This window comes from Actinoallomurus purpureus, assembly GCF_024055795.1.
Classification (GTDB): Bacteria; Actinomycetota; Actinomycetes; order Streptosporangiales; family Streptosporangiaceae; genus Actinoallomurus; species Actinoallomurus purpureus.
This window is the reverse complement of the sequence record NZ_JAMXMY010000018.1, coordinates 124,031-143,174: the sequence shown is the minus strand read 5'-3', so window position 1 is coordinate 143,174 and position 19,144 is coordinate 124,031. Positions and strand designations below refer to the sequence as shown.

Annotated in this window: 19 protein-coding genes, 4 tRNA genes and 1 pseudogene; 13 read left to right on the top strand and 11 right to left on the bottom strand. The window is 67.7% G+C overall.

Going from position 1 to position 19,144, the window contains the following annotated elements; genetic code table 11:
• Positions 1-38: 38 nt before the first annotated feature.
• Positions 39-879, top strand: a pseudogene (locus tag NE236_RS29585) (Tn3 family transposase); the annotation flags it as partial.
• Positions 880-904: 25 nt separating this feature from the next.
• On the opposite strand, the gene NE236_RS29580 reads toward NE236_RS29585, so the two are convergent.
• On the bottom strand, positions 905-1,621 hold the full coding sequence (locus NE236_RS29580) for an SDR family NAD(P)-dependent oxidoreductase (RefSeq protein ID WP_289851022.1): 717 nt from the start codon (positions 1,619-1,621) through the stop codon (positions 905-907).
• A gap of 172 nt (positions 1,622-1,793) precedes the next feature.
• Between NE236_RS29580 and NE236_RS29575 the strand changes: the two genes are divergently transcribed.
• Positions 1,794-2,846: an Lrp/AsnC family transcriptional regulator gene (locus NE236_RS29575; RefSeq protein ID WP_252845463.1), complete on the top strand. Its 1,053-nt coding sequence runs from the start codon at positions 1,794-1,796 to the stop codon at positions 2,844-2,846.
• 266 nt (positions 2,847-3,112) lie between these two features.
• Here NE236_RS29575 and NE236_RS45265 read toward each other — a convergent pair whose 3' ends face one another.
• Positions 3,113-3,292, bottom strand: coding sequence for a TetR/AcrR family transcriptional regulator C-terminal domain-containing protein (locus NE236_RS45265; protein WP_372494457.1), 180 nt, complete (start codon positions 3,290-3,292; stop codon positions 3,113-3,115).
• Between the two features lie 181 nt (positions 3,293-3,473).
• Positions 3,474-3,549: transfer RNA gene (locus NE236_RS29565), tRNA-Lys, on the bottom strand.
• Positions 3,550-3,667: 118 nt separating this feature from the next.
• Between NE236_RS29565 and NE236_RS29560 the strand changes: the two genes are divergently transcribed.
• Positions 3,668-3,880 (top strand): VOC family protein, encoded by a 213-nt coding sequence (locus NE236_RS29560; RefSeq protein ID WP_252845461.1) that lies wholly within the window; start codon positions 3,668-3,670, stop codon positions 3,878-3,880.
• 179 nt (positions 3,881-4,059) lie between these two features.
• Here the strand turns inward: NE236_RS29560 and NE236_RS29555 are convergent, their stop codons facing one another.
• Both NE236_RS29555 and NE236_RS29550 read right to left on the bottom strand, forming a co-directional pair.
• Positions 4,060-4,455, bottom strand: a complete 396-nt coding sequence (locus NE236_RS29555; protein WP_252845460.1) for a DUF7144 family membrane protein — start codon at positions 4,453-4,455, stop codon at positions 4,060-4,062.
• A 161-nt stretch (positions 4,456-4,616) separates the two neighbouring features.
• Positions 4,617-5,768 (bottom strand): acyl-CoA dehydrogenase family protein, encoded by a 1,152-nt coding sequence (locus NE236_RS29550; protein ID WP_252845459.1) that lies wholly within the window; start codon positions 5,766-5,768, stop codon positions 4,617-4,619.
• Between the two features lie 125 nt (positions 5,769-5,893).
• Here NE236_RS29550 and NE236_RS29545 point away from each other — a divergent pair, with 125 nt between their 5' ends.
• A complete protein-coding gene (locus tag NE236_RS29545) occupies positions 5,894-6,169 on the top strand; it encodes a PspC domain-containing protein (protein WP_252845458.1) in 276 nt (91 codons plus the stop codon).
• A 13-nt stretch (positions 6,170-6,182) separates the two neighbouring features.
• On the opposite strand, the gene NE236_RS29540 is transcribed toward NE236_RS29545, so the two are convergent.
• Positions 6,183-7,448, bottom strand: coding sequence for an MFS transporter (locus NE236_RS29540; protein WP_252845457.1), 1,266 nt, complete (start codon positions 7,446-7,448; stop codon positions 6,183-6,185).
• Positions 7,449-7,560: 112 nt separating this feature from the next.
• Positions 7,561-7,899 (bottom strand): metallopeptidase family protein, encoded by a 339-nt coding sequence (locus NE236_RS29535; protein ID WP_289851050.1) that lies wholly within the window; start codon positions 7,897-7,899, stop codon positions 7,561-7,563.
• Positions 7,900-7,931: 32 nt separating this feature from the next.
• Between NE236_RS29535 and NE236_RS29530 the strand changes: the two genes are divergently transcribed.
• From NE236_RS29530 to NE236_RS29505, 6 genes are all read left to right on the top strand, one after another.
• Positions 7,932-9,494: a metallophosphoesterase family protein gene (locus NE236_RS29530; protein ID WP_252845455.1), complete on the top strand. Its 1,563-nt coding sequence runs from the start codon at positions 7,932-7,934 to the stop codon at positions 9,492-9,494.
• A 96-nt stretch (positions 9,495-9,590) separates the two neighbouring features.
• A tRNA-Glu gene (locus NE236_RS29525) sits at positions 9,591-9,663 on the top strand.
• A gap of 31 nt (positions 9,664-9,694) precedes the next feature.
• Positions 9,695-9,769 (top strand) — tRNA-Asp (locus tag NE236_RS29520).
• Positions 9,770-9,793: 24 nt separating this feature from the next.
• Positions 9,794-9,867, top strand: a tRNA-Phe gene (locus NE236_RS29515).
• 227 nt (positions 9,868-10,094) lie between these two features.
• Entirely contained in the window at positions 10,095-10,427 is a 333-nt protein-coding gene (locus NE236_RS29510; RefSeq protein ID WP_252845454.1) for a DUF6247 family protein, read from the top strand.
• 783 nt (positions 10,428-11,210) lie between these two features.
• Positions 11,211-11,612, top strand: a complete 402-nt coding sequence (locus NE236_RS29505) for a hypothetical protein (protein WP_252845453.1) — start codon at positions 11,211-11,213, stop codon at positions 11,610-11,612.
• Between the two features lie 749 nt (positions 11,613-12,361).
• On the opposite strand, the gene NE236_RS29500 is transcribed toward NE236_RS29505, so the two are convergent.
• Complete coding sequence (locus tag NE236_RS29500; protein WP_252845452.1) at positions 12,362-12,583, bottom strand: hypothetical protein; 222 nt, start codon at positions 12,581-12,583, stop codon at positions 12,362-12,364.
• A 265-nt stretch (positions 12,584-12,848) separates the two neighbouring features.
• On the opposite strand from NE236_RS29500, the gene NE236_RS29495 reads away from it, so the two are divergent.
• Entirely contained in the window at positions 12,849-13,022 is a 174-nt protein-coding gene (locus NE236_RS29495; protein ID WP_252845451.1) for a hypothetical protein, read from the top strand.
• A 19-nt stretch (positions 13,023-13,041) separates the two neighbouring features.
• Here the strand turns inward: NE236_RS29495 and NE236_RS29490 are convergent, their stop codons facing one another.
• From NE236_RS29490 to NE236_RS29480, 3 genes are all read right to left on the bottom strand, one after another.
• A complete protein-coding gene (locus tag NE236_RS29490; protein WP_252845450.1) occupies positions 13,042-13,494 on the bottom strand; it encodes a PIN domain-containing protein in 453 nt (150 codons plus the stop codon).
• Positions 13,479-13,784 carry a type II toxin-antitoxin system Phd/YefM family antitoxin gene (locus NE236_RS29485; protein WP_252845449.1) on the bottom strand — a complete coding sequence of 102 codons (306 nt, stop codon included), beginning with the start codon at positions 13,782-13,784 and terminating at the stop codon, positions 13,479-13,481. The genes NE236_RS29490 and NE236_RS29485 overlap by 16 nt, the downstream gene beginning before the upstream one ends.
• Before the next feature lie 266 nt (positions 13,785-14,050).
• A complete protein-coding gene (locus NE236_RS29480) occupies positions 14,051-15,601 on the bottom strand; it encodes an alpha/beta fold hydrolase (RefSeq protein ID WP_252845448.1) in 1,551 nt (516 codons plus the stop codon).
• Positions 15,602-16,194: 593 nt separating this feature from the next.
• On the opposite strand from NE236_RS29480, the gene NE236_RS29475 reads away from it, so the two are divergent.
• Positions 16,195-16,953, top strand: coding sequence for a glycosyltransferase family 2 protein (locus NE236_RS29475; protein WP_252845447.1), 759 nt, complete (start codon positions 16,195-16,197; stop codon positions 16,951-16,953).
• A gap of 618 nt (positions 16,954-17,571) precedes the next feature.
• Positions 17,572-18,996 carry a rifampin monooxygenase gene (gene rox, locus NE236_RS29470; protein WP_252845532.1) on the top strand — a complete coding sequence of 475 codons (1,425 nt, stop codon included), beginning with the start codon at positions 17,572-17,574 and terminating at the stop codon, positions 18,994-18,996.
• The last annotated feature ends 148 nt before the right edge of the window (positions 18,997-19,144 follow it).

Here is a 19,144-nt window from a genome sequence, read left to right as displayed (position 1 = left end):
CCCGAATTACGAGGCGCTGAGCCGGTCCCGGCTCGTGCGCGAAGCTGATCGCCGCCCAGGCCGAGGTGCCCATCGTCCGGTTCTGGGGCGAGGGCCTGCTCGCCTCCGTGGACGGGCTGCGGTTTATCGATCCCGCGCGCACCAATCAGCGCGGCGCCGTCGCCGAAGTACTTCGGCTTCAAGCGCGGCATCACCTGACTCAACGCCGTCAACGACCAGGTCGCGGGCATCGGGCAAGATGGTCGTCCCGGGCACCCCGCGCGACTCCCTGCACATCCTGGACGCGCTGCTGAACCTGGACGGCGGGGTGAAGCCGGAGATGGTGGCCACCGACAACGCCTCCTACTCCGACATGGTGTTCGGCCTGTTCAAGATCCTTGGCTACAACTTCAGCCCGCGGTTCCGCGACCTGGACGACCAGCGGTTCTGGCGCGCGACCCTGCCCGGGGTGGAGACCGGCTCGTACGGGTGCTGGAGGACCTGGCCCGTAACCGCGTGAACCTGGCCAAGATGAACCGGCAGCTCACCGTGCAGGAGTCGCGCCACAAGCTGGCCCGGGACGTGTGCCACGGCAAGCGCGGCACCATCCACCAGGCGTACCGGGACGGGATGGAGGACCAGCTCGGCGCGCTCGGCCTGGTCCGGGGCGCCGTCGTGCTCTGGACGACGCGGTACATTGACGCCGCCGTCGACCGGCTCCCCGACGAAGGCAACGAGATCCGCGACGAGGACACCGCCCGGCTTGCCCCGCTCAATCACCGCAACCTCAACGTGCTCGGTCGCTACAGCTTCACCGCCTCCACCCCGGCCGGCGGCGGCCTGCGCCCGCTGCGCGACCCGGACACGCCCGAGCTGGACGAGGACGACGACACCTTTTGATGAGTGCTGGGGTGGGCCGCAGGGTTTACCAAGGGACGGTCTGGCCGAAGCGGTCCAGGTACGCCAGGCCGGGCGTGCCCAGTTGGGAGAGCAGGACGTCCACCAGCAAGGGGACGGTCTCCTCGATGGTGAACGGCGCATCCGGACCACCCAGGGCGGTACGTATCCAGCCCGGCGCCATGAGTACGAAGGCGCGCTGCGTCTCACCTTGCCGGGCCGCGAAGCTCCGCAGGAACATGTTCAGGGCTGCTTTGCTCCCTCGGTAGACCTCGCGGCCTCCGGTCGTGTTGTTCGTGATGCTGCCCTGTCCGGAGGACATCGCCCCGATGAGCCCCGCCGGTGACACCAGGTCTTCGAGAGCTTCGATGACGCGCATGGGGCTGAGCGCGTTGGTGACCATCACGTCGATGAAGTCGGCTGTCGCAACCGCGCCGATGGGCATCTGCTCATTGTTGGTGGTGCCCGCATTGACGAAGAGCACGTCGAGTCGGCGGTGCGCCAGACGTTCGTGCAGCGGGGGCAGTTGGCCGGGGTCGTTGATGTCGAGATGCTCGATGGTCACCCGCCCGTCGGCGTGGTCCGCGAGATCGTGCAGCGGCGTTCGGGCAGTGGTGTCGCGAACGGTGCCGACGACGTTCCAGCCCCTGTCGAGGAACTCCGCCGCCATCGCGTGGCCGAGGCCGCGCGAGGCCCCGATGATGAGAGCGGTCGGTGGGTGTTGTTCGGTGCCAGTCGATGACATTCAGCGTCATCTCCGTTCTTCGAGCGTTGTACTCCGTTCGGGCATCGTCGAGGCCCCGGGATCGGCACAGGGCGGTTCCCGCTGCTGTGGCCCCTCAACCCGTGCGCTTCAAGTGTTTCGTCCGCACTGCATCGCAGGCGAGCCACGAGCGCTCGTTTGTACGATTGCCGACATGGCAAGGGCGCTTATGACGGAATCCGCTTCGATACAGCCTGACGATGTACGAATCATTCGGGCGCTGCAGATCGCTCCGCGGGCTTCGTTCGCCGCGATCGCGACCGCCCTCGGCCTGACCGAGGGCGCCGTCAACCGTCGGTATCGCCGCCTGCGCGCCGACGGCGTCATCCGCGTGGCCGGCGTGGTCAACCCGGGCGCCCTGGGGCAGAGCAGGTGGCTGGTGCGACTGCGCTGCCGCCCCGGCGGTGTCGCGGCGATCGCCGACGCGCTCGCCAATCGTGACGACGTCAATTGGGTAGCCCTGAGCGCGGCGGGCTGCGAGATCACCTGCGCGACGCAATCCCGGACGCGGGAACAACGCGAGGACCTCCTGGGGCAGCGGCTTCCCCGCACTGCAGCGGTGATCGACATCAACGCCTTCGCCATGCTCCGCCAATTCCTCGGAGGCCGCGGCCACTACTGGTCCGCCCTGCAGGGCACACTGTCCCCGAAGGAGGAAGCAGCGCTGGGGAGCGGCGGGCCCCCCTTCACCGAGTCTCCGGTCGTCACTCGCGAGCCCCTGCGCCTCACCCCCGAGGACGAGAAGATGCTCGATGCGCTCGCTGCAGACGGCCGCGCCAGTCTCGTCGATCTCGCCACAGCCGCCGACCTCACTCCGGGACGCGTCTCGCGACGCCTTGATGCTCTGCTCCAGCACCGCGTCGTCCACATCGACGTCGAGACCGCCGCAGCAGCCTTGGGGTATCACGCTCGCGCGAACCTCTGGCTTCGCATGCACCCGTCGGCGGTGAAGAGCGCGGGCCGCACACTCGCGCAGGAACCCGAGATCGCCTTCGTCTCAGCCATCTCCGGGCCCTGGAACATCCACGCCGTCGCACACTGCCGGGACCTCGACGAACTGTTCGAGTTCACTTCGGATCGCATCGGGTCCCTGACCGGGCTGCAGAGCATGGAGGTCTCACCCGTGCTGAGGCACGTCAAGCAGGCCGGCACTCGGGTCTCCGACGATCGCCTCGTCGAGCCATCCAGCGCTCGCGCGCGACGCTGAGAGGCTGAGTCGCGACCAGCCGCTCGGCGGCTCGCACGACGCCGTCGCCGTCGCCGTCGCCGACGCCAAGCTCGTCTTCGAGCGGCTGGAGCAGATGGCGGCGACGGTGCCCGCTGCCCGCTGGTGACCCCTCACGGCCGGACTGCCGTCGGACGCGGTGTCAGCGGCCGGCGCCAATGCTGTCGTCAAACAATCGTTTAACGACAGGTGCCGCGCGCATCCAATGAACCCGAACATTCCGGGACACCGGGACGGCGCCGATCCAATCAGATCCGATGGCGGAGCGCGACGAAGTGGCCGGCGGCCACGGCCGGGTCGGGGATCGCCAGAAGTCCGGCAGCGCGATATCGGGCCAGGAGGCCGGTGAGTATCCGTTCCAGACGCTCGGGGTCGGTCAGGCCGGGCGACGAGTCGCCGGTATGAAGCAGGGCCGTTGATGAGGTCACGCGCGGTGCCGCTCACGCCTTCGGCGACCGTGCAGGGCCGGGCTTGTCGTTCACCCGCCCGGTGGCCATCCGGCGCCTCGGGCAGCGCAACAAAAGAGCACCCACGGAGCACCCACCGCCCCGAAACGATCACTGCAAGATCCGGCGAACCGAAGAAACCGCAGGTCAGCGGCAAGGTAAGTGGTAGGGCGCCCGGGGCTCGAACCCGGAACCTATGGATTAAAAGTCCACAGCTCTGCCAATTGAGCTAACGCCCCGCTGACCATGAGCGTACCGGAGGCACCGTACACCGCGCGCGCGGAATACCCGTGGGCGGAGGGCCTCGTGCCATGGCACGGTGGCCGTGACGATCCGATGCCCCGGCAAGGAGCTCTCATGACCGCGATCGCCGGCCTGCTGCCCGTCACGCTCGACTGTGGGGAGCCGCGAGAACTCGCCGCCTTCTACCGGCGGTTCGTCGGCGGGGGCGCGGTCGTCCTGGACCACCAGCCGGGAGGGGATCGGTTCCGGGTGTTCGCCGATCCGGCGGGGCACCTGTTCTGTCTGTGCCGACGCGAGGCCGCCACCGTGCCGATCGACCGGCCGTGAGCACGGTAAGACCGGCGTTTCCCACGCCGGTAGCGACCCGAAGCGCGTGCGACGGCTCGGCCGCGAAGCCGTGCGCACGCCACTCCTCGGCGGGCGGCCCGTAGGCCGGCCACCGAAGCCCGCCGCGTCACCTGCCTGCGGAGCCGGCACTGGAGGCGCCAGGCCCGCGGGGGACGCGGTCAGGCGGCCCGGGAGCCTCGGGGTGGGGTGGTCAGCGCGTAGACGACGATGACGCAGAGGGCGATGACCATCACCGACCACACCGGGAAGGCCCGAAGGAACACCAGATGGCCGAGCGCCGCCAGGACGGCCAGGGCGACACCCGCCGTACGCGCCCACATGCGGCCGGCCATGATGCCCGCGCCGACGACGATCTGGACGGCCCCGAGGATAAGCCAGATCCACCCCCAGGCGGTGAAGCCGAGGATGAGGATGTCGCGGTCGGTCACCAGGTAGTAGTCCGCCCGCAGCAGCGCGACCAGTCCGTCGATCACGTTGAACAATCCCACGACGATCGCCAGGATCCCGGCGAATGACAGCCAGCCCGAAGTGATCGTCAAGCGTGGCGTCGTCATGGTCCCACCTCCCCCTTGGAGCGGCGGTTCCCAGTCGATCGGATCCGACTCGGCCTGTCGCCGAGAGCAGACATTCCCGTAGGCGGGCGCGGGTCAAACCCGGCGCGACGCCCCCGTGATCAGGTCATATGCGACAATTTGCCGGGCCTTTGGCGGGACGGTCAGCGGTAGGCGGGCAGGCCGGTGATCGCCTCGCCGAGCACGAGTGTGTGGATCTCCTGGGTGCCCTCGTACGTCAGCACGGACTCGAGGTTGTTCATGTGCCGGATCACCGGGTACTCCAGGGTGACGCCGTTCGCGCCGAGGACCGAGCGCGCCTGGCGGGCGACGTCGATCGCGGCCCGTACGTTGGCGAGCTTGCCGAACGACACCTGCTGCGGCGTGACCTCGCCGGCCTCCTTCAGCCGCCCGATGTGCAGGGCGACCAGCCCCGCCTGGCCCAGCGCCACCTCCATCCAGGCGAGCTTCTCCTGGGTGAGCTGGAAGGCCCCGATCGGCCGGCCGAACTGCTCGCGGGTACGGGCGTACGCGACGGCCGTCTCGTAGCAGGAGCGGCCCGCCCCGACCGCGCCCCAGATGATGCCGTACCGCGCCTCCGACAGGCAGCCCAGCGGCCCCCTGAGGCCCTTCACGCCGGGCAGCAGCGCGTCGCCGGGCAGGCGTACGTCGTCGAGGGTCAGCTCGGAGGTCACGGAGGCGCGCAGCGACAGCTTCTTGTGGACGTCCCGCGTCGTGAACCCCGGAGTGCCGCGCGGGACGAGGAACCCGCGGACGCCGTCGTCCGTACGCGCCCAGACGACCGCGACGTCGGCGATCGAGCCGTTCGTGATCCACATCTTGGATCCGTTCAGGATCCAGTCGGAGCCCTCGCGCTTGGCGTGAGTGCGCATGTTCGCCGGGTCGGAGCCGTGGTCGGGCTCGGTCAGCCCGAAGCAGCCGATGGCCCGGCCCGCGGCCATGCGGGGCAGCCACTCCTGCTTCTGCTCCTCCGAGCCGTACTTGTGGATCGCCGTCATCGCGAGCGATCCCTGCACGGACACGAAGCTGCGCAGCCCGGAGTCGGCGGCCTCCAGCTCCCGGCAGGCGACCCCGTACGCGACCGCGCCGGCCCCCGGGCAGCCGTACCCCGACAGGTGCATGCCCAGGAAGCCCAGCTCACCCAGCTCGGGCGCGAGCTCCGCCGCGGGGAAGACGCCCTCCTCGAACCAGTCGGCGACGTGCGGCTCGATCCGGTCGGCGGTGTACCGCCGGGCGGTGTCGCGGACCAGGCGCTCCTCATCGGTGAGCCGGTCGTCGACGCGCAGCAGATCCATCGGTCCTCCCATGCCTCGCAGCACAGCGTACGTCGATGTGGCGATCCGGTGATCAGGGGACTCTCAGGGGCGCCTCAGGGCAAGCCCCCATGGCGATCGGGGCCGTTCGCGGGCACGATCGAACCATGAGCGAGAACACCTTCCACACCGACGGCAGCGGACCGCGCCGTCTCACCCGCGCACGCGAGGGCCGCATGATCACGGGAGTGTGCGCCGGCGCCGGTGCGTACTTCGGCGTCGACCCGACGATCGTACGGATCGTGCTGGCCGTCGTGACCGTACTGACCAGTGGCGCGGGCATCCTGCTGTACGTCGCCGCCACGCTGATCATCCCGGAGGAGGGCAAGGAGACCTCGATCGCCCAGGACCTGATCAACAAGCAGACCAAGGGCGTCGGATAGCCCGCGCGTACGGTCAGGCGGCCGCGCTCATCGCGCGCTCCTGGCTCGACGCGATCACCTCTCCCCTGATCCGCGTCCACGACATCGCGAGCATCGTGGCGGCCGACAGGCCGGCGATCCCCGCGAGGGCGACGACGGGCTCGGGACCCAGCACCTGGGTCAGCGCGCCGCCGATCAGGATGCCGATGCCCTGGCTGGCCAGGATGCCCGACTGTGCCAGCCCGAACGCCTGGCCGCGCCCGGCGGGAGGCACCGCGGCGACGTACGCGGCGTTGGCCGCCAGCTGGTAGGCGCTGCCCACGCCGGAGAGCGCCAACAGCACGATCACGGCCCACAGCGGCGGCCGCAGCCCCGCGCCCAGCAGCGGCGCGCAGGACAGCATCGCCATCCAGCCCATGAACCGCAGGCGGTCGTCGGGGTGGACGAACCGGCTGTACGCGAACGCCCCCAGCACCATGCCGCACGGCATCGCCGACATCAGCAGACCGACGATCACGGGCCCCGCGCCGAACGTCCGGGCGTACGGCGCGGCCAGGCCCTCTGGAAGCACGTAGAACCCGCACAGCCACGCGAAGCACACCAACGGCCGCAGAGTACGGTCGCGGAACACCAGCCGCGCACCCTGCCTCGTGATCGTCCACAGCGACGGGCGCGTCCGGCCCTCCCGGCGCGGCGCGGGCCGAGGCCGTACGCCGGCCACCAGGATGACCGCCGAGATGGCGAACGTCGCCGCGTCCACCGCGAGCGCCTGGTGCGTGCCGACGGCGTAGATGACCGCGCCGCCCACCAGGAAGCCCAGCATCTGGGTGAGCTGGTGGGTGATGTTGTTGATCGCGGAGCCGACGACGTACATGTCGCCCGGCAGCACCTCTGACAGCAGCGCGGCGCGCGCGGCGGTGAACGGGGCGCCCAGGAGCACGGTCCAGAAGATCAGGAAGCACAGCACCGCGAAGGGCATGTGGTGGAGCGTCATCAGCGCCACGATGCCCATCCGGGCGACGTCACACACGATCATGACGCGGCGGCGCGGGATCAGGTCGGCCAGGACCGAGAGGACCGGGCCGCCCATGATCGATGGAAGGTAGGTCAGGGCGTACGCGACGGATGTGCGCAGCGCCGAATGGGTGTTGTTGTAGACGAGCACCGCGAGAGCGATCTGGGCGAGCTGATCGCCGATGTACGACAGCGTCTGAGCGGTCCAGATCGAGCGGAACTCACCGACTCCGAAAACTTCGTGATAGGTGACCTGGCGATCAAAGGGCCGCCGATGTCTTCCCACGCGCGCTCTCCTGCCGGTGAACGTCGTCCGGCCGCCATCCACGTGCGGTCGGTCTGCCGGGGATTATCTCACGCTGCGTTCAGAGAAGGTGACCCAACGTGCGCAATCGGGATCACCAGCCGAGTTCGTGCAATCGTTCATCGTCGATGCCGAAGTGGTGCGCGATCTCGTGCACCACCGTCGTCCGTACCTCTTTGACCAGGTCGTCGCGGGTGCGGGAGATCGCCTGCAGCGGCCGGCGGTAGATGGTGATGCGGTCGGGGAGATAGCCCGCGTACGTGTCACCGCGTTCGGTCAGCGGCACGCCCTCGTACAGGCCGAGGAGGCCTGGGTCGGGCGCATCGTCCTCGACCAGCACCACTACGTTGTTCATCAGAGCGGTCAGACCGGCCGGGACCGTGTCGAGCGCCTCGGCGACCAGATCCTCGAACTCTTCACGCGTTACCTCCATCACGCCGCCATTGTGCGTGGATCCTGGTCCGGATGAGCATAGGTACCCACGTGTTGACCCGAGCATGGAACCAACTGCGGCGGTTCACCGAGCGGCGGCGGGTACGCCTCGCCGGGCGCGTCACGGCGGTCATCGCCGTCGGCCTCGTCGGCGGCTGGATCGGCCTCCTGGCCGGCGGCCACGCCCAGACCGACGTCGGCCCCGCCGACGTCCACTTCACGCTGCACCCGTCGGCGACCGGCGGCACGGTGATCGACATCCCTCCGCTGGGCACGCTCCGTCTGGACAGCCACGTCGGCCCCGTACGGATCGACGCCCAGGTGATCCGCCTCCGCCCCGACCGCGCCCGCGAACTCATCGAGAACCCCTCCGCCTTCGACCGCCTCTCCGACACGATCGGCGGCGACGTCCGGCACGCGTTCATCGAGATGGCGGCCAAGGGGGCCGCGGCCGCCCTCGCCTGCGCCGCCCTCGCCGGCGCGCTCGTCTTCCGCAACTGGCGGCGCACCCTGTGGACGACGGTGAGCGCGCTGAACGGCCTGATCATCGTCGGCCTGCTCGGCAGCCTGACGTTCAACCCCGAATCGATCGCCGAGCCGCGCTTCACCGGCATCCTCGCCAGCGCCCCACAGGTCGTCGGCGACGCGAAGACCCTCGTGTCGCGCATCGGGGCGTACCGGGAGCAACTGGCCCGGCTCGTCGGCAACATGTCCCGCCTCTACGACGTGACCTCCACCCTGCCGACGTACGAGCCCGACCCCACCACCATCCGCGTCCTCCACGTCTCCGACATCCACCTGAACCCGGTCGCCTGGAACGTCATCCGCCAGGTCGTCAACCAGTTCCACATCCAGGTCGTGATCGACACCGGCGACCTCACCGACCACGGCACCAAGGCCGAGGACAAGTTCGCGAACAGCATCAGCAAGTTCAAGGTCCCCTACGTCTTCATCCGCGGCAACCACGACTCGACCTCCATCGAGAAGGCCGTACGCCGCCAGAAGAACGCCGTCGTCCTCGACGACCAGGTCGCCGACGTGGGAGGCCTGCGCATCTTCGGCACCCCCGACCCGCGGTTCACCCCCGACAAGACCACGCGCGGCGACCAGGTCGGCGCCCAGGAGATGCTCGCGTACGGGCGGACCGCCGTGCAGAGGCTCCGCACCCTCGGCAAGAACCCCGACATCGTCCTCACCCACGACCCGAACGAAGGCCAGGCGTTCGACGGCACCGCCCCCCTCATCCTGGCCGGTCACACCCACCAGCGGTCCACACGGCTCCTGCAGACCGGCACCCGGCTGTTCATCCAGGGATCGACCGGCGGAGCCGGCCTGCGCGGCCTCGAACACGAGCAGCCCACTCCGATCGAGATGTCGGTGCTGTACTTCAACCGGGCCAGCCACCGGCTCCAGGGCTGGGACGACATCCGCCTGGGTGGCCTAGGTCTCACCTCCGCCCAGATCGAGCGCACCCTGGAGTCCAAACCGGACCGCCCGATCAGCCCGCCACCAGCGCAGACACCGTCCGGGACGCCGCTCACCCCGACCCCGTCGACCGCCGCGCCCCGCCCGTCCGCGGCGGGCCGGCCACGGTAGGGAGCGAATCACTTTGGTGGTTGGGGCGGTTGTCCCCTATGCTGACGGAGTCCCCGACGGCAAGGCGGCAAGGGCAACGGCGGCCAGACCGTCGGAGTCCCCATCGTCTAGCGGCCTAGGACTCCGCCCTTTCAAGGCGGCAGCGCGGGTTCGAATCCCGTTGGGGGCACGGTATCCTTCCGGGGGTACTAAAAAAGCAAGGTCCTGTGGAGCAGCTAGGAGTGCTCGCCACCCTGTCAAGGTGGAGGCCGCGGGTTCAAATCCCGTCAGGACCGCTGAGGCGCCGTTCGGCGCCGCGCGGGCAGGTAGCTCAGTCGGTACGAGCGTCCGCCTGAAAAGCGGAAGGTCGGCGGTTCGACCCCGCCCCTGCCCACTCGCCCCCTGGTGCTCGTCGATCTTCGATCGACTTCGCCGGGGGCTTTGTGCTTTCCCAGGGGGACGACCCCCTGGAACCCCCGATGCGGGGGCTCCGCCCCGCACCCCCGCCCACGGCCGCCGCGGTGCCGGCTTCGTCCCAGCCCGTGGCACAGGCGATCTCCCACGTCCGGCCGCGGTCTCAGGCTAACTCTGTAAGCTCTGCGGCAGGGAGAGGAGGCGAGGATGACCGCGCAACCACACGACTTCGTCCCTGCCGGTGTGCCCGATCCAGCCAAGAGCCTGCGCGCTATTCGGGCTGCCCTGGTCGTACCCCAAGATCGTGAGGCGTTCGACGCCGGACTCAAAGCAGTACTCGATGAAGTACGGGTCAACCTCGACCTCGGCGTGCTGAGCGACTTCGTGCATCGCTGGTGGATCTCAGCTTGCGACTCGACACGAGACCCCGAAGGTCGTCGGCGCATGCACGCCAGAGCCGACCAGATCCTTGCCGGGGAGCCGATGCCGCAGACAAGACCGTGGCGCGAGATCCTCGCCGAGCGAGAGAGCGGCCGGTAGGTGTATCGACTCAGCCTGGACCCGGTTGCTGAGGAACAGATCAACGCCGTCCCCCAGGAAGCCCTACGCCCACTCGCCGAGCTGTTCACTCTGCTCGAGACAGCGCCCGACCTGCATGAACAAGGTCGGGCGCTGTTCGCTATGTGTCCGGTTGTGTTCGGCCGTCACCGGCTGGTGGCGGGTGGCTGTGCCCAATACGTGCCCACGTTTTAGCCCCGAAGAGCTGCCTCGATGCGGCGCTTGGCGGTCTCGTCTTGGCCCTGGATGCACTTGGCGTAGACCTTCAGAAGGACGGAGACGCTGTGGCCGGCCTACTCGGCGACTTGGGCGGGGGGACGCCGCCGTTGAGCCACGTGGAGAGGCAGGCGTGGTGGAGGTCATAGACGCGTCGCGCGAGCGGTGAAGCGTACTCAGCGGGGCTGAGAGTGGCCGTGCGTGCCTTGTCCCACGCGCGCCGTAGGTGATCGTCGCCAGTCTGCGGCCGCGTACGCCGGCGAAGACTGGCCGTTCCGGTCCGGCGTCGAACTCGGTCAGATGCCAGCGCAAGAGCTTGGTCAGTGGTGGTGCTGTCGGAACATGACGCCATTCGCTTTCGGCTCGTGCTTGAGCCGGCGCTGTCCGCAGCGGGTGCCGCAAGCTTCCACGAACCGGAACCGAAGATCGTTTAGCCGCAGCGAACAAGATCAAGCCGCACCTACTGAGATATACACTGACCTGCGCTGACTTCGCCTAGCAGGATCGATCAGGGTTACGGGGACAGGGATGCCGACTCACGAGTGGACCATGGCCAACGATGAATACGGCTCGCCTCCGCATCCCAGGCGGAAGACTTACATGATTATCGCCTTGGGTGTGCTGGGGTTCCTGGGACTATTCGCTGTGCTCTCCTTGATCGGTGTGCCAGGAGGGAGTGCCCCGTCCCTTGGCCCGAAGAGCTACAGGACCAACGTCGATTGCCAGGTGAATACCGTCGGATCACAGGGCACGGTAACGATCAGCGGCACGATTACAGGCGACGCGACGAGCTACTCAGTTACCGTCGAGGTGCTGGATGCAGCCTCTCACCAGAGGATCGGCGTTCAGACCTTCGAGGTTCGCGGCACGACCTCCTTCGGAGGAAACACTGCGGCGCAAGTTCCCGTTGGACCGGCAGGCATTGAATGCAAGATTGCCAAGGTGGCCTAGCCAGTTGCCTTATGCGCCGCCGTCTGCCGTGGGGCGCTTGTGAGCAGGGGTGATGTCACTTCTGAAAAGCGGAAGGTCGGCGGTTCGACCCCGCCCCTGCCCACTCGCCCCCTGGTGCTCGTCGATCTTCGATCGACTTCGCCGGGGGCTTTGTGCTTTCCCAGCGGGACGACCCCCTGGAACCCACGATGCAGGGGCCCCGCCCCCGCACCCCCGGTCGCAGCCCCTCTTGGCTGACACCTGTCTCCGAGTCCCGCGCTGAGGCTCCTTGCCGCCGGGACGGCCACTTTGGACACCTTGACGCCGCCATGGACGACAGGCCGTCCTAATTTCACCTTTTGCGCCGTCAACGCCGACGGCAAGGAGGCTGTCGCTAGGCAGGCCGTCACAAGCCGACCACGTCCATCTGGCCGGGTCGTCGCCCTGCCTAGCGAATCCGACGTGCGACGTGCACCCCGCCACCGGTGACTCCCAGGAAGACGAGCATCAGCAGAACGGACCTGGACGGCACAGCCGCTCGACAGCAGGTCACCAAACGGCTGTGGACCGTCCTGGACGTTAAGCTCCTGACGGAGCCCGGATTCCTCCCCGGCCTGAAGGCCGGGGCATCCTCCGGAGGACTAGGTGAACCCATCTGGCGCGACCTCAGGCCGGCCGTCGAGGGTTACGACCCGCCAGAGTGTCGACTCCGCCGGGTCGTAACCCCGAGGTGAGTGGGGCAACGCCACGACCGACGTGCTGGGGGCTCGTTACTTGGCGGCCGCGTCCAGTTCGGCCAAGGCCTGGGCCCAGCGGGCGTACGGCAGATTGGCCAGGTCGGCGACCGTCTTGATGCCGAGTGCTTCGTTCAGGAGCTCGCCGGTACGGTCTGAGATCCCCCTCAGGGCCGCCACCGGCGCGGCCATGATCTCCGGGAGGCTCTTGTCCGCCCACGCCTTGTCGAGCACGTTGTTCAAGTCGATCGAAGCCACTGAGGTCCTCTCGGGACATGTTGGAGTGATGGTGTACGTCAGCGGGCAAACACCCGCATCACTCGCTTCTATCGCGTGATGGGCGTAAGCGAGCCCAGAATGCGTGAAGATCACCGTGTTTCTTCTTCTCGGCGGACGAACGTCGGCTGGTGTTCACGATGGGGCTGGACGTCGGATCAGACTGGCCTGATGGGTGCACGGTTCTACAGATGGCGGCGGGTGCGGTAGGCCTTACCGCCGCAGGACCGACGGGTCCTTCCCGGCGATGCTCGTCTGCAGCTGCGGCGCCACCATCGGCGAACTCATCGGCGGCGCGGCCGCCGTCGACTTCCTCGGCGCCTTCATCGTCGGTGCTGTCGTCAACGTCGTAGGCAACGCCGTCTACAAGAGCGTCGAGGCCTACAGCAGGAGTCGTCGGCGCAGCGCGACGTCGTCCTGACCCTGACCATGGCGCCACGTCATGGACGCAACCTAGGGACCGGCCTAACCGCCGGTCCCCGACCCTCTGGTCCTGTGGCTGTGGCTGCGATCACCAAGGGGAGATCGGCGAAGCGTACCTTGGCATCGCGGGACAGGATCGTCCTGCCGGTCTCTGTCGCGTGTGCCGCGATGATCAAGTCGTGTGCTCCCCGGGGGGTGCCCGCGCGGCGGACGTGCGCTATCAGGCGGGCATGATGGGCGGCCGTGGTGTCGGTGTAGTCCAGCACCTCGACCACCGAAGTGATCGCGGCGAGTGCACGGGAACGGTCGGCGGCACGCGCGACGGTGTCGGCCAGCTCTATCCCCACGCGGTATTCGGCGATCGTCACCGCCGCGACGGCCAGTTCGTCATCGTCGAGGGCGGCCCGGTCGATGGCACCCCGTTCGTACGCGATCAGGATGTTGGTGTCGAGGATCAGGCGTCGGCCCACGGGTCCCGCTCCTCCGTCGTGAGCAGATCCAGAGCGCTGTTGATGTCCTCAGCGAACCGGTCATCCGGCGGTTCGATACCGTCCAGCGCCGCCCGCAGGTCAGCGCCCGTGCGGCGGTGCGCGGGACCGATCTCCGCGACCGGGCGATTGCCCCGGGTGATGGTGATGGTTTCGCCTCGCTCGATGGCGTCGAGGAGGTCAGAGAACCTCCGGGAGGCTTCGGTTGCGGTCATGGTCCTCATGAGGCCAGCATATCTGATAATCAGATTTATGCTGATGGCCCAGCGCACTCGGGAGCGATACGCGCTGCTGCCCCCCGGTCACTCGCGCTCCGCCCCCGCACCCCCGGTCATGGCAACGGCCTCAGCCGAGGGCATCCCCCAGCTTCCCAAGCGCCCTTGCACCGGGCGACGGCGAAAGTCGTGCGAAGCCCGGCGGCCCAATGAGCTGCCGGCCGGCTCATTGGGCCACTTGCTGCCGGCTGGATCCTGATCTGTCCTGTCCGCTGACCGGTTCCGGTGGAGTGGTCAGGTCCGGGATCCGGCTCGTTGTGGTCCTATGGGGTTGGCATTTTCTCTCCGTCGCAGCCGTGGTCGATCCGGCCAGTGGTGAAGTAGGCCGCCACGTCTGCGGCGCATTCGGGCACGCGTGTGGCCGATACGTGGACGTCGTCGTCGACGGTGTAGACCTTGCCGCCGATGGCGACCTGCATCTGCAGGGTCCACTTGTAGGCGGACATGGTGTCGTAACGGTGCCCGGACAACACCAGCGACCCCGCGGTGCGGTGTACCCGGGTCTGTTGTACGGGCAGCGGCCAGCCGGCGCATCCGCCGCCGAAGTAGTAGGCCGTCACCGGGTTGCGCTTGAGGCGCTGCTGGTAGGCGGTCCAGGCGGCGGAGAAGCCGCGCCGGCTCTGATCTTCGTTGCAGATGGTCGCCCGGTTCATCGTCATGTTCTGCATCTCGGGTGCGCCGGGGACGGGCTTGGCCGGTTCGGCGCCGAAGATCTTTTTGACGGTGGGCGGTGCTTGGGGGCTGGTCGCGTCCCGCAGCTCGGCGAGCGCCCGACCGGCCTGCGGCCATTGGGGTGAGGTCGTGCCGGCCAGTTGGGCGATCGAGGCGCCGTCGATGGCTCTGTTCAGGTCGGTGAACGTCTTGGGGTTGGCGTCATACTCGTGGCGCAGCTTCAAGACCGCGGCCCGCACCTGCTGTGCGGTGGCGCCCAGGCCGTACGTCGTGTGGTAACGCGCGAGCCACGCCGCCATACGCCCGAAATTCCGCTCTGTGGCCTCGGCGACCCCCTTGTCATGCTCGGCGAAGCTGGTATACGGCGGCGCCGGGCTGTCCAGGAAGACGCGCCCCGTACGGCCGGCGAATAGGCTGCGGTACACCGCGCCGAGCCAGGTGCCCCAGGAGAAGCCAAGGATGTTGAGCCTGCGCTCGCCGAGTGCGGCCCGCACCCGATCCAGGTCCCGGGCCACGTTCGCGGTGGTGAGCTGCCCGAGGAAGGCCGGATCGGACCGCCCGCAGGCGGCGTTGTCCGCCGCTTGAGCCTCGTAGATCCGCTTGGCCGACGCCTTGGTCAGTGGTCCGGGTCCCGCATTGGGAGGAGGCGTACCCACGCAGTTGGTCTTGGTGCTGTAGTTGACCCCGCGGGGATCGAAGCCGATGAGGTCGTACCGGTCGTTGAGCCGGGCGATCTCCTTGTTCCTGAGCGTCATGGCGATGGGGTCGAGATATCCGCTGCCGCCGGGCCCGCCCGGGGCCATCGCCAGCGCGCCGAGCCGGTGTTTGGTGTCCATGGCACCCAGCCGGGTGACCGCGATGCTGATCTTCCGGCCCTCCGGGTGGCGGTAATCCAGTGGGACGCTGATCGTCCCGCATTCCAGGCGCTTCATCTGTGCGCGGAACTGCGGTATCTGCGCGCTGGTGGCGCCCAGGCTCAGGATCACCTCATCGGAATAGGCGGGGCAGGGCCTCCAGTCGACAGCCGAAGCCGACCGACTCGCCACGGCGGCGGCCGGCACGGCGATGCTCGGTGCCGCACTGCCCAGCGTCAGCATTACGCAGGCCAAGCCGCCCACGCCACCGGCTGTCGCACGTCTCATAAAAGAACCCTTCCTCGTGGGAAACACGAATGCCGGGCAGCCTGCCAAGGAACCGGTCACAGCGACGTCACAGAATCGGTCACCGCCTCGTTGAGAAGATCTCGTTCACCGCGGCGGCTCCGTCCTGAATCACCGGCCGTATCTGCTTGCGGTAGACGGTCTCCGTCACCGTTGGCTCGCTTGCGGCCCGCCCTCGGGCCGGGCGTGCGGCCTCTGCGGGCCGGCCCCTCGGATGTGTTTCCGCAGCAGAGTGCCGGCAGCTCAAATCCGGGGGGCTATACGTGTTGTAGGTCACTTTTGCTTGCCGGATTTGACGAAGCGTGGACGCCGCAGCCGTTCGGAAGCAGGTCAATGGACGGCTGCAGACGGTCCTGGACATCCTTGATCTTGCTACGGATCAGCTGGTGGCCGTCTCCCTGAGGATGCATGACAGAGTAGTCAGACACGGACGTCCGACACTGGTTCGCCCAGGCCAAGGATGCTGCGGCTGACGGCAACGGTGACGGCAACGACGGCAGTCGTCGACAGCCACCGGCATACGTCCCCCACCGTCTACCTCGGCAGAGAGAAACCAAACTGGAGCCCTGGAAGCGATGACGCACGTCATTACGGTAGTCACTCCCGTACACGAACCCAACCTAACGTTCCTCTCCGAGGCGTACGCGTCCCTGTTGGGGCAAGAACTCCCGGACGGATGGACATGGCAATGGGTCGTGCAACAAGACGGCGATGGCGGCGAAGCCAACGCAACGCTTCCACACGACGAACGCATCAGCTTCGGCAGCACCGCCCGGCCCTACGGGCCCGGCGTAGCCCGCACTACTGCCCTTACTCGGGCCGCCGGCGAGCTAGTACGTAACCTCGATGCCGATGACCGCCTTCTTCCTGGCGCGCTTTCACATGACATCGAGATCCTGACGAACAATCCTCAAATCGGCTGGACGACCTCACGCGCACTCGATCTACTTCCAAACGGTGATACCAAGAGATGGGAGCACGGCGAACCGGAAGAGGGCATCATCGAACGCGGCGAAGTACTCCGGTTCTGGCGCGAGCATGACTGGATGCTCCCGGTCGTTCCCGGGACCCTGTGCATTAGGCGCGACCTATTGCTCGCACTGGGCGGCTGGATGGCCTTGGACACATCAGAGGACACGGGCCTCATAATCGCCGCAAACGCAGTCAGCGACGGATACTTCATCAGCACACCGAGCATGCTGTACCGAAAGCACTCAGCCCAGACCACGGCACAGGACTTCCACAACGAACCGGAACACCGCCACCGGAAACGCCTGATCATCATCGCTCGCGCCGAGGCGCTGAGTTCCCTCAGGAGTGCTCGGCTGAACTAGTGACACATCGTCGCGATCAGGAGCCAACAGCGCGTCTCGGGGCTTTCTTGTGACGACAGCCGCGATGAGACGGCCGTTCGCCCTTCGGATCACGATCAGCGCGCCATCGCGCTGGTCGTCAAGCTCGCCTACGACCGGTTCGTGTAGTGGCCACGAGCGAACCTCATCAGGGCAGCGCCTACCGAGATCCGGTCCGCCTCGGGGGCAGCCAGGATCAGACCGTCGACCGTGACCGGGACCAGCCGGGCCGCCACGCCGGATTCGCCCTGCAACCGCACGGGCCCGTTCGGAATCGTGATCACGTGGCTGGGAAAGGATTGGACGGGATGATGCTCGGGCTTGTAGCTTGCAGTTGACTGTGACACCGCCCGAGGAGGTGAGACCCATGAACGCTGTATCGATGTGGGTGCTCCCCCTTCCCGTCACGGTCGGGCGATTGACGTAGGTGTCGCCGGGAGCGCCTCGACAACAAGGCACTCCCGAAAGGCAACACCCATGCACTCTCTGCAGTTCACCGCCGAGTCGTCGTCGAACGGCATGACCGAGCGCGACTTCACCGTGGGCGACGTACCCGGAGTTCTCTGGTCGCCGGCCTCCGGCGCCGATCGCGCGCCCCTCATGTTCGATGTGATCATTGCCGGATGCGGGCCGACCGGTGCGATGCTGGCCGCCGAACTGCGGCTGCACGATGTGCGGGTACTCGTTCTGGAGAAGGAAACCGAGCCCGTGTCGTTCGTCCGCGCAAACGCTCTGCATATTCGCAGTATCGAGCTGATGGCGATGCGCGGACTGCTGGATCGCTTTATCGAACGCGGAAGACAGCGTCCGGTCGGCGGTATCTTCGCCGGCATCACCAAACCCGCGCCCGAGGGCCTGGATTCCGCGCACGCCTATGTACTGGGCATCCCGCAGCCGGTCATCGATCACCTGCTCGAAGAACATGCGATCGAACTGGGTGCGCAGGTCCGGCGCGGTTGTGCGGTCGCCGGTTTCGAGCAGGACGACGAGGGTGTGACCGTCGAGCTGGCCGACGGGGAACAGTTGCGTTCGCGCTACCTCGTCGGCTGTGACGGCGGGCGCAGTACGGTGCGCAAACTGCTCGGCGTCGGCTTCCCCGGCGAGCCCTCGCGGACCGAGACGCTGATGGGCGAGATGGAAGTGGGTGTGCCGCAGGAGGAGATCGCCGCCAAGGTGACCGAAATCCGCGAGACCAATAAGCGATTCTGGCTCAGGTCCTTCGGCGAAGGGGTCTATCGCGTCGTAGTCCCCGTCGCGGGAGTCAGCGATCGCGCAGAACCGCCCACCCTCGAGGATTTCAAACAACAGTTGCGCACCATCGCCGGAACCGATTTCGGCGTGCACTCCCCGCGCTGGTTGTCCCGCTTCGGGGATGCCACCCGGCTGGCCGAGCATTATCGGGTCGGGCGGGTGCTGCTGGCCGGCGATGCGGCGCACGTCCATCCACCCGCCGGCGGTCAGGGCCTCAACCTGGGCGTTCAGGACGCGTTCAACCTCGGCTGGAAACTGGCCGCACAGATCCGCGGCTGGGCGCCGGAAACATTGCTGGACACCTACCAGGCCGAACGTCATCCGGTCGCCGAGGACGTGCTGGACAACACCCGCGCCCAGATGGAACTGCTGTCCACCGAACCAGGCCCACAGGCCGTGCGCAGACTGCTCGCCGAACTGATGGACTTCGACGAGGTGAACCGCTATCTGATCGAGAAGATCACCGCGATCGGCATCCGCTACGACTTCGGCGAAGGCCCCGACCTGCTCGGCCGCCGCCTGCGCGACATCGACGTGAAACAGGGCCACCTCTACGGTCTGCTGCATCGCGGCCGCGGCCTGCTGCTGGACCGCACCGAACGCCTGACCGTCGGCGGCTGGTCGGACCGGGTCGATTACCTCGCGGATCCCACTGCGGTACTGGATGTTCCGTGCGTCCTGCTACGCCCCGACGGCCACGTCGCCTGGATCGGCGACGATCAGCAGGACCTGGACGACCACCTCTCCCGCTGGTTCGGCATGCCCGCCAACTGATTTCGCCTGAGCAACCGAAAGTGAATGCGGGGACTGGTTCGTGTGGTCATCCCGCATATACGTGGCGAGAATGGCGAGCAGGTCTGCGGCGCTGTCGGCGAGGAGCCGGGAGTGTCACGCGAGTGTTCTCCTTGCTTGGTGGTGCCTG

Coding starts and splice junctions, on each gene's coding strand:
- NE236_RS29580 (WP_289851022.1), bottom strand. CDS start 1,621: ATGTCATCGACTGGCACCGAACAACACCCACCGACCGCTCTCATCATC.
- NE236_RS29575 (WP_252845463.1), top strand. CDS start 1,794: ATGGCAAGGGCGCTTATGACGGAATCCGCTTCGATACAGCCTGACGAT.
- NE236_RS29560 (WP_252845461.1), top strand. CDS start 3,668: ATGACCGCGATCGCCGGCCTGCTGCCCGTCACGCTCGACTGTGGGGAG.
- NE236_RS29555 (WP_252845460.1), bottom strand. CDS start 4,455: ATGACGACGCCACGCTTGACGATCACTTCGGGCTGGCTGTCATTCGCC.
- NE236_RS29550 (WP_252845459.1), bottom strand. CDS start 5,768: ATGGATCTGCTGCGCGTCGACGACCGGCTCACCGATGAGGAGCGCCTG.
- NE236_RS29545 (WP_252845458.1), top strand. CDS start 5,894: ATGAGCGAGAACACCTTCCACACCGACGGCAGCGGACCGCGCCGTCTC.
- NE236_RS29535 (WP_289851050.1), bottom strand. CDS start 7,899: ATGGAGGTAACGCGTGAAGAGTTCGAGGATCTGGTCGCCGAGGCGCTC.
- NE236_RS29530 (WP_252845455.1), top strand. CDS start 7,932: ATGAGCATAGGTACCCACGTGTTGACCCGAGCATGGAACCAACTGCGG.
- NE236_RS29510 (WP_252845454.1), top strand. CDS start 10,095: ATGACCGCGCAACCACACGACTTCGTCCCTGCCGGTGTGCCCGATCCA.
- NE236_RS29505 (WP_252845453.1), top strand. CDS start 11,211: ATGGCCAACGATGAATACGGCTCGCCTCCGCATCCCAGGCGGAAGACT.
- NE236_RS29495 (WP_252845451.1), top strand. CDS start 12,849: ATGCTCGTCTGCAGCTGCGGCGCCACCATCGGCGAACTCATCGGCGGC.
- NE236_RS29480 (WP_252845448.1), bottom strand. CDS start 15,601: ATGAGACGTGCGACAGCCGGTGGCGTGGGCGGCTTGGCCTGCGTAATG.
- NE236_RS29475 (WP_252845447.1), top strand. CDS start 16,195: ATGACGCACGTCATTACGGTAGTCACTCCCGTACACGAACCCAACCTA.
- rox (WP_252845532.1), top strand. CDS start 17,572: ATGTTCGATGTGATCATTGCCGGATGCGGGCCGACCGGTGCGATGCTG.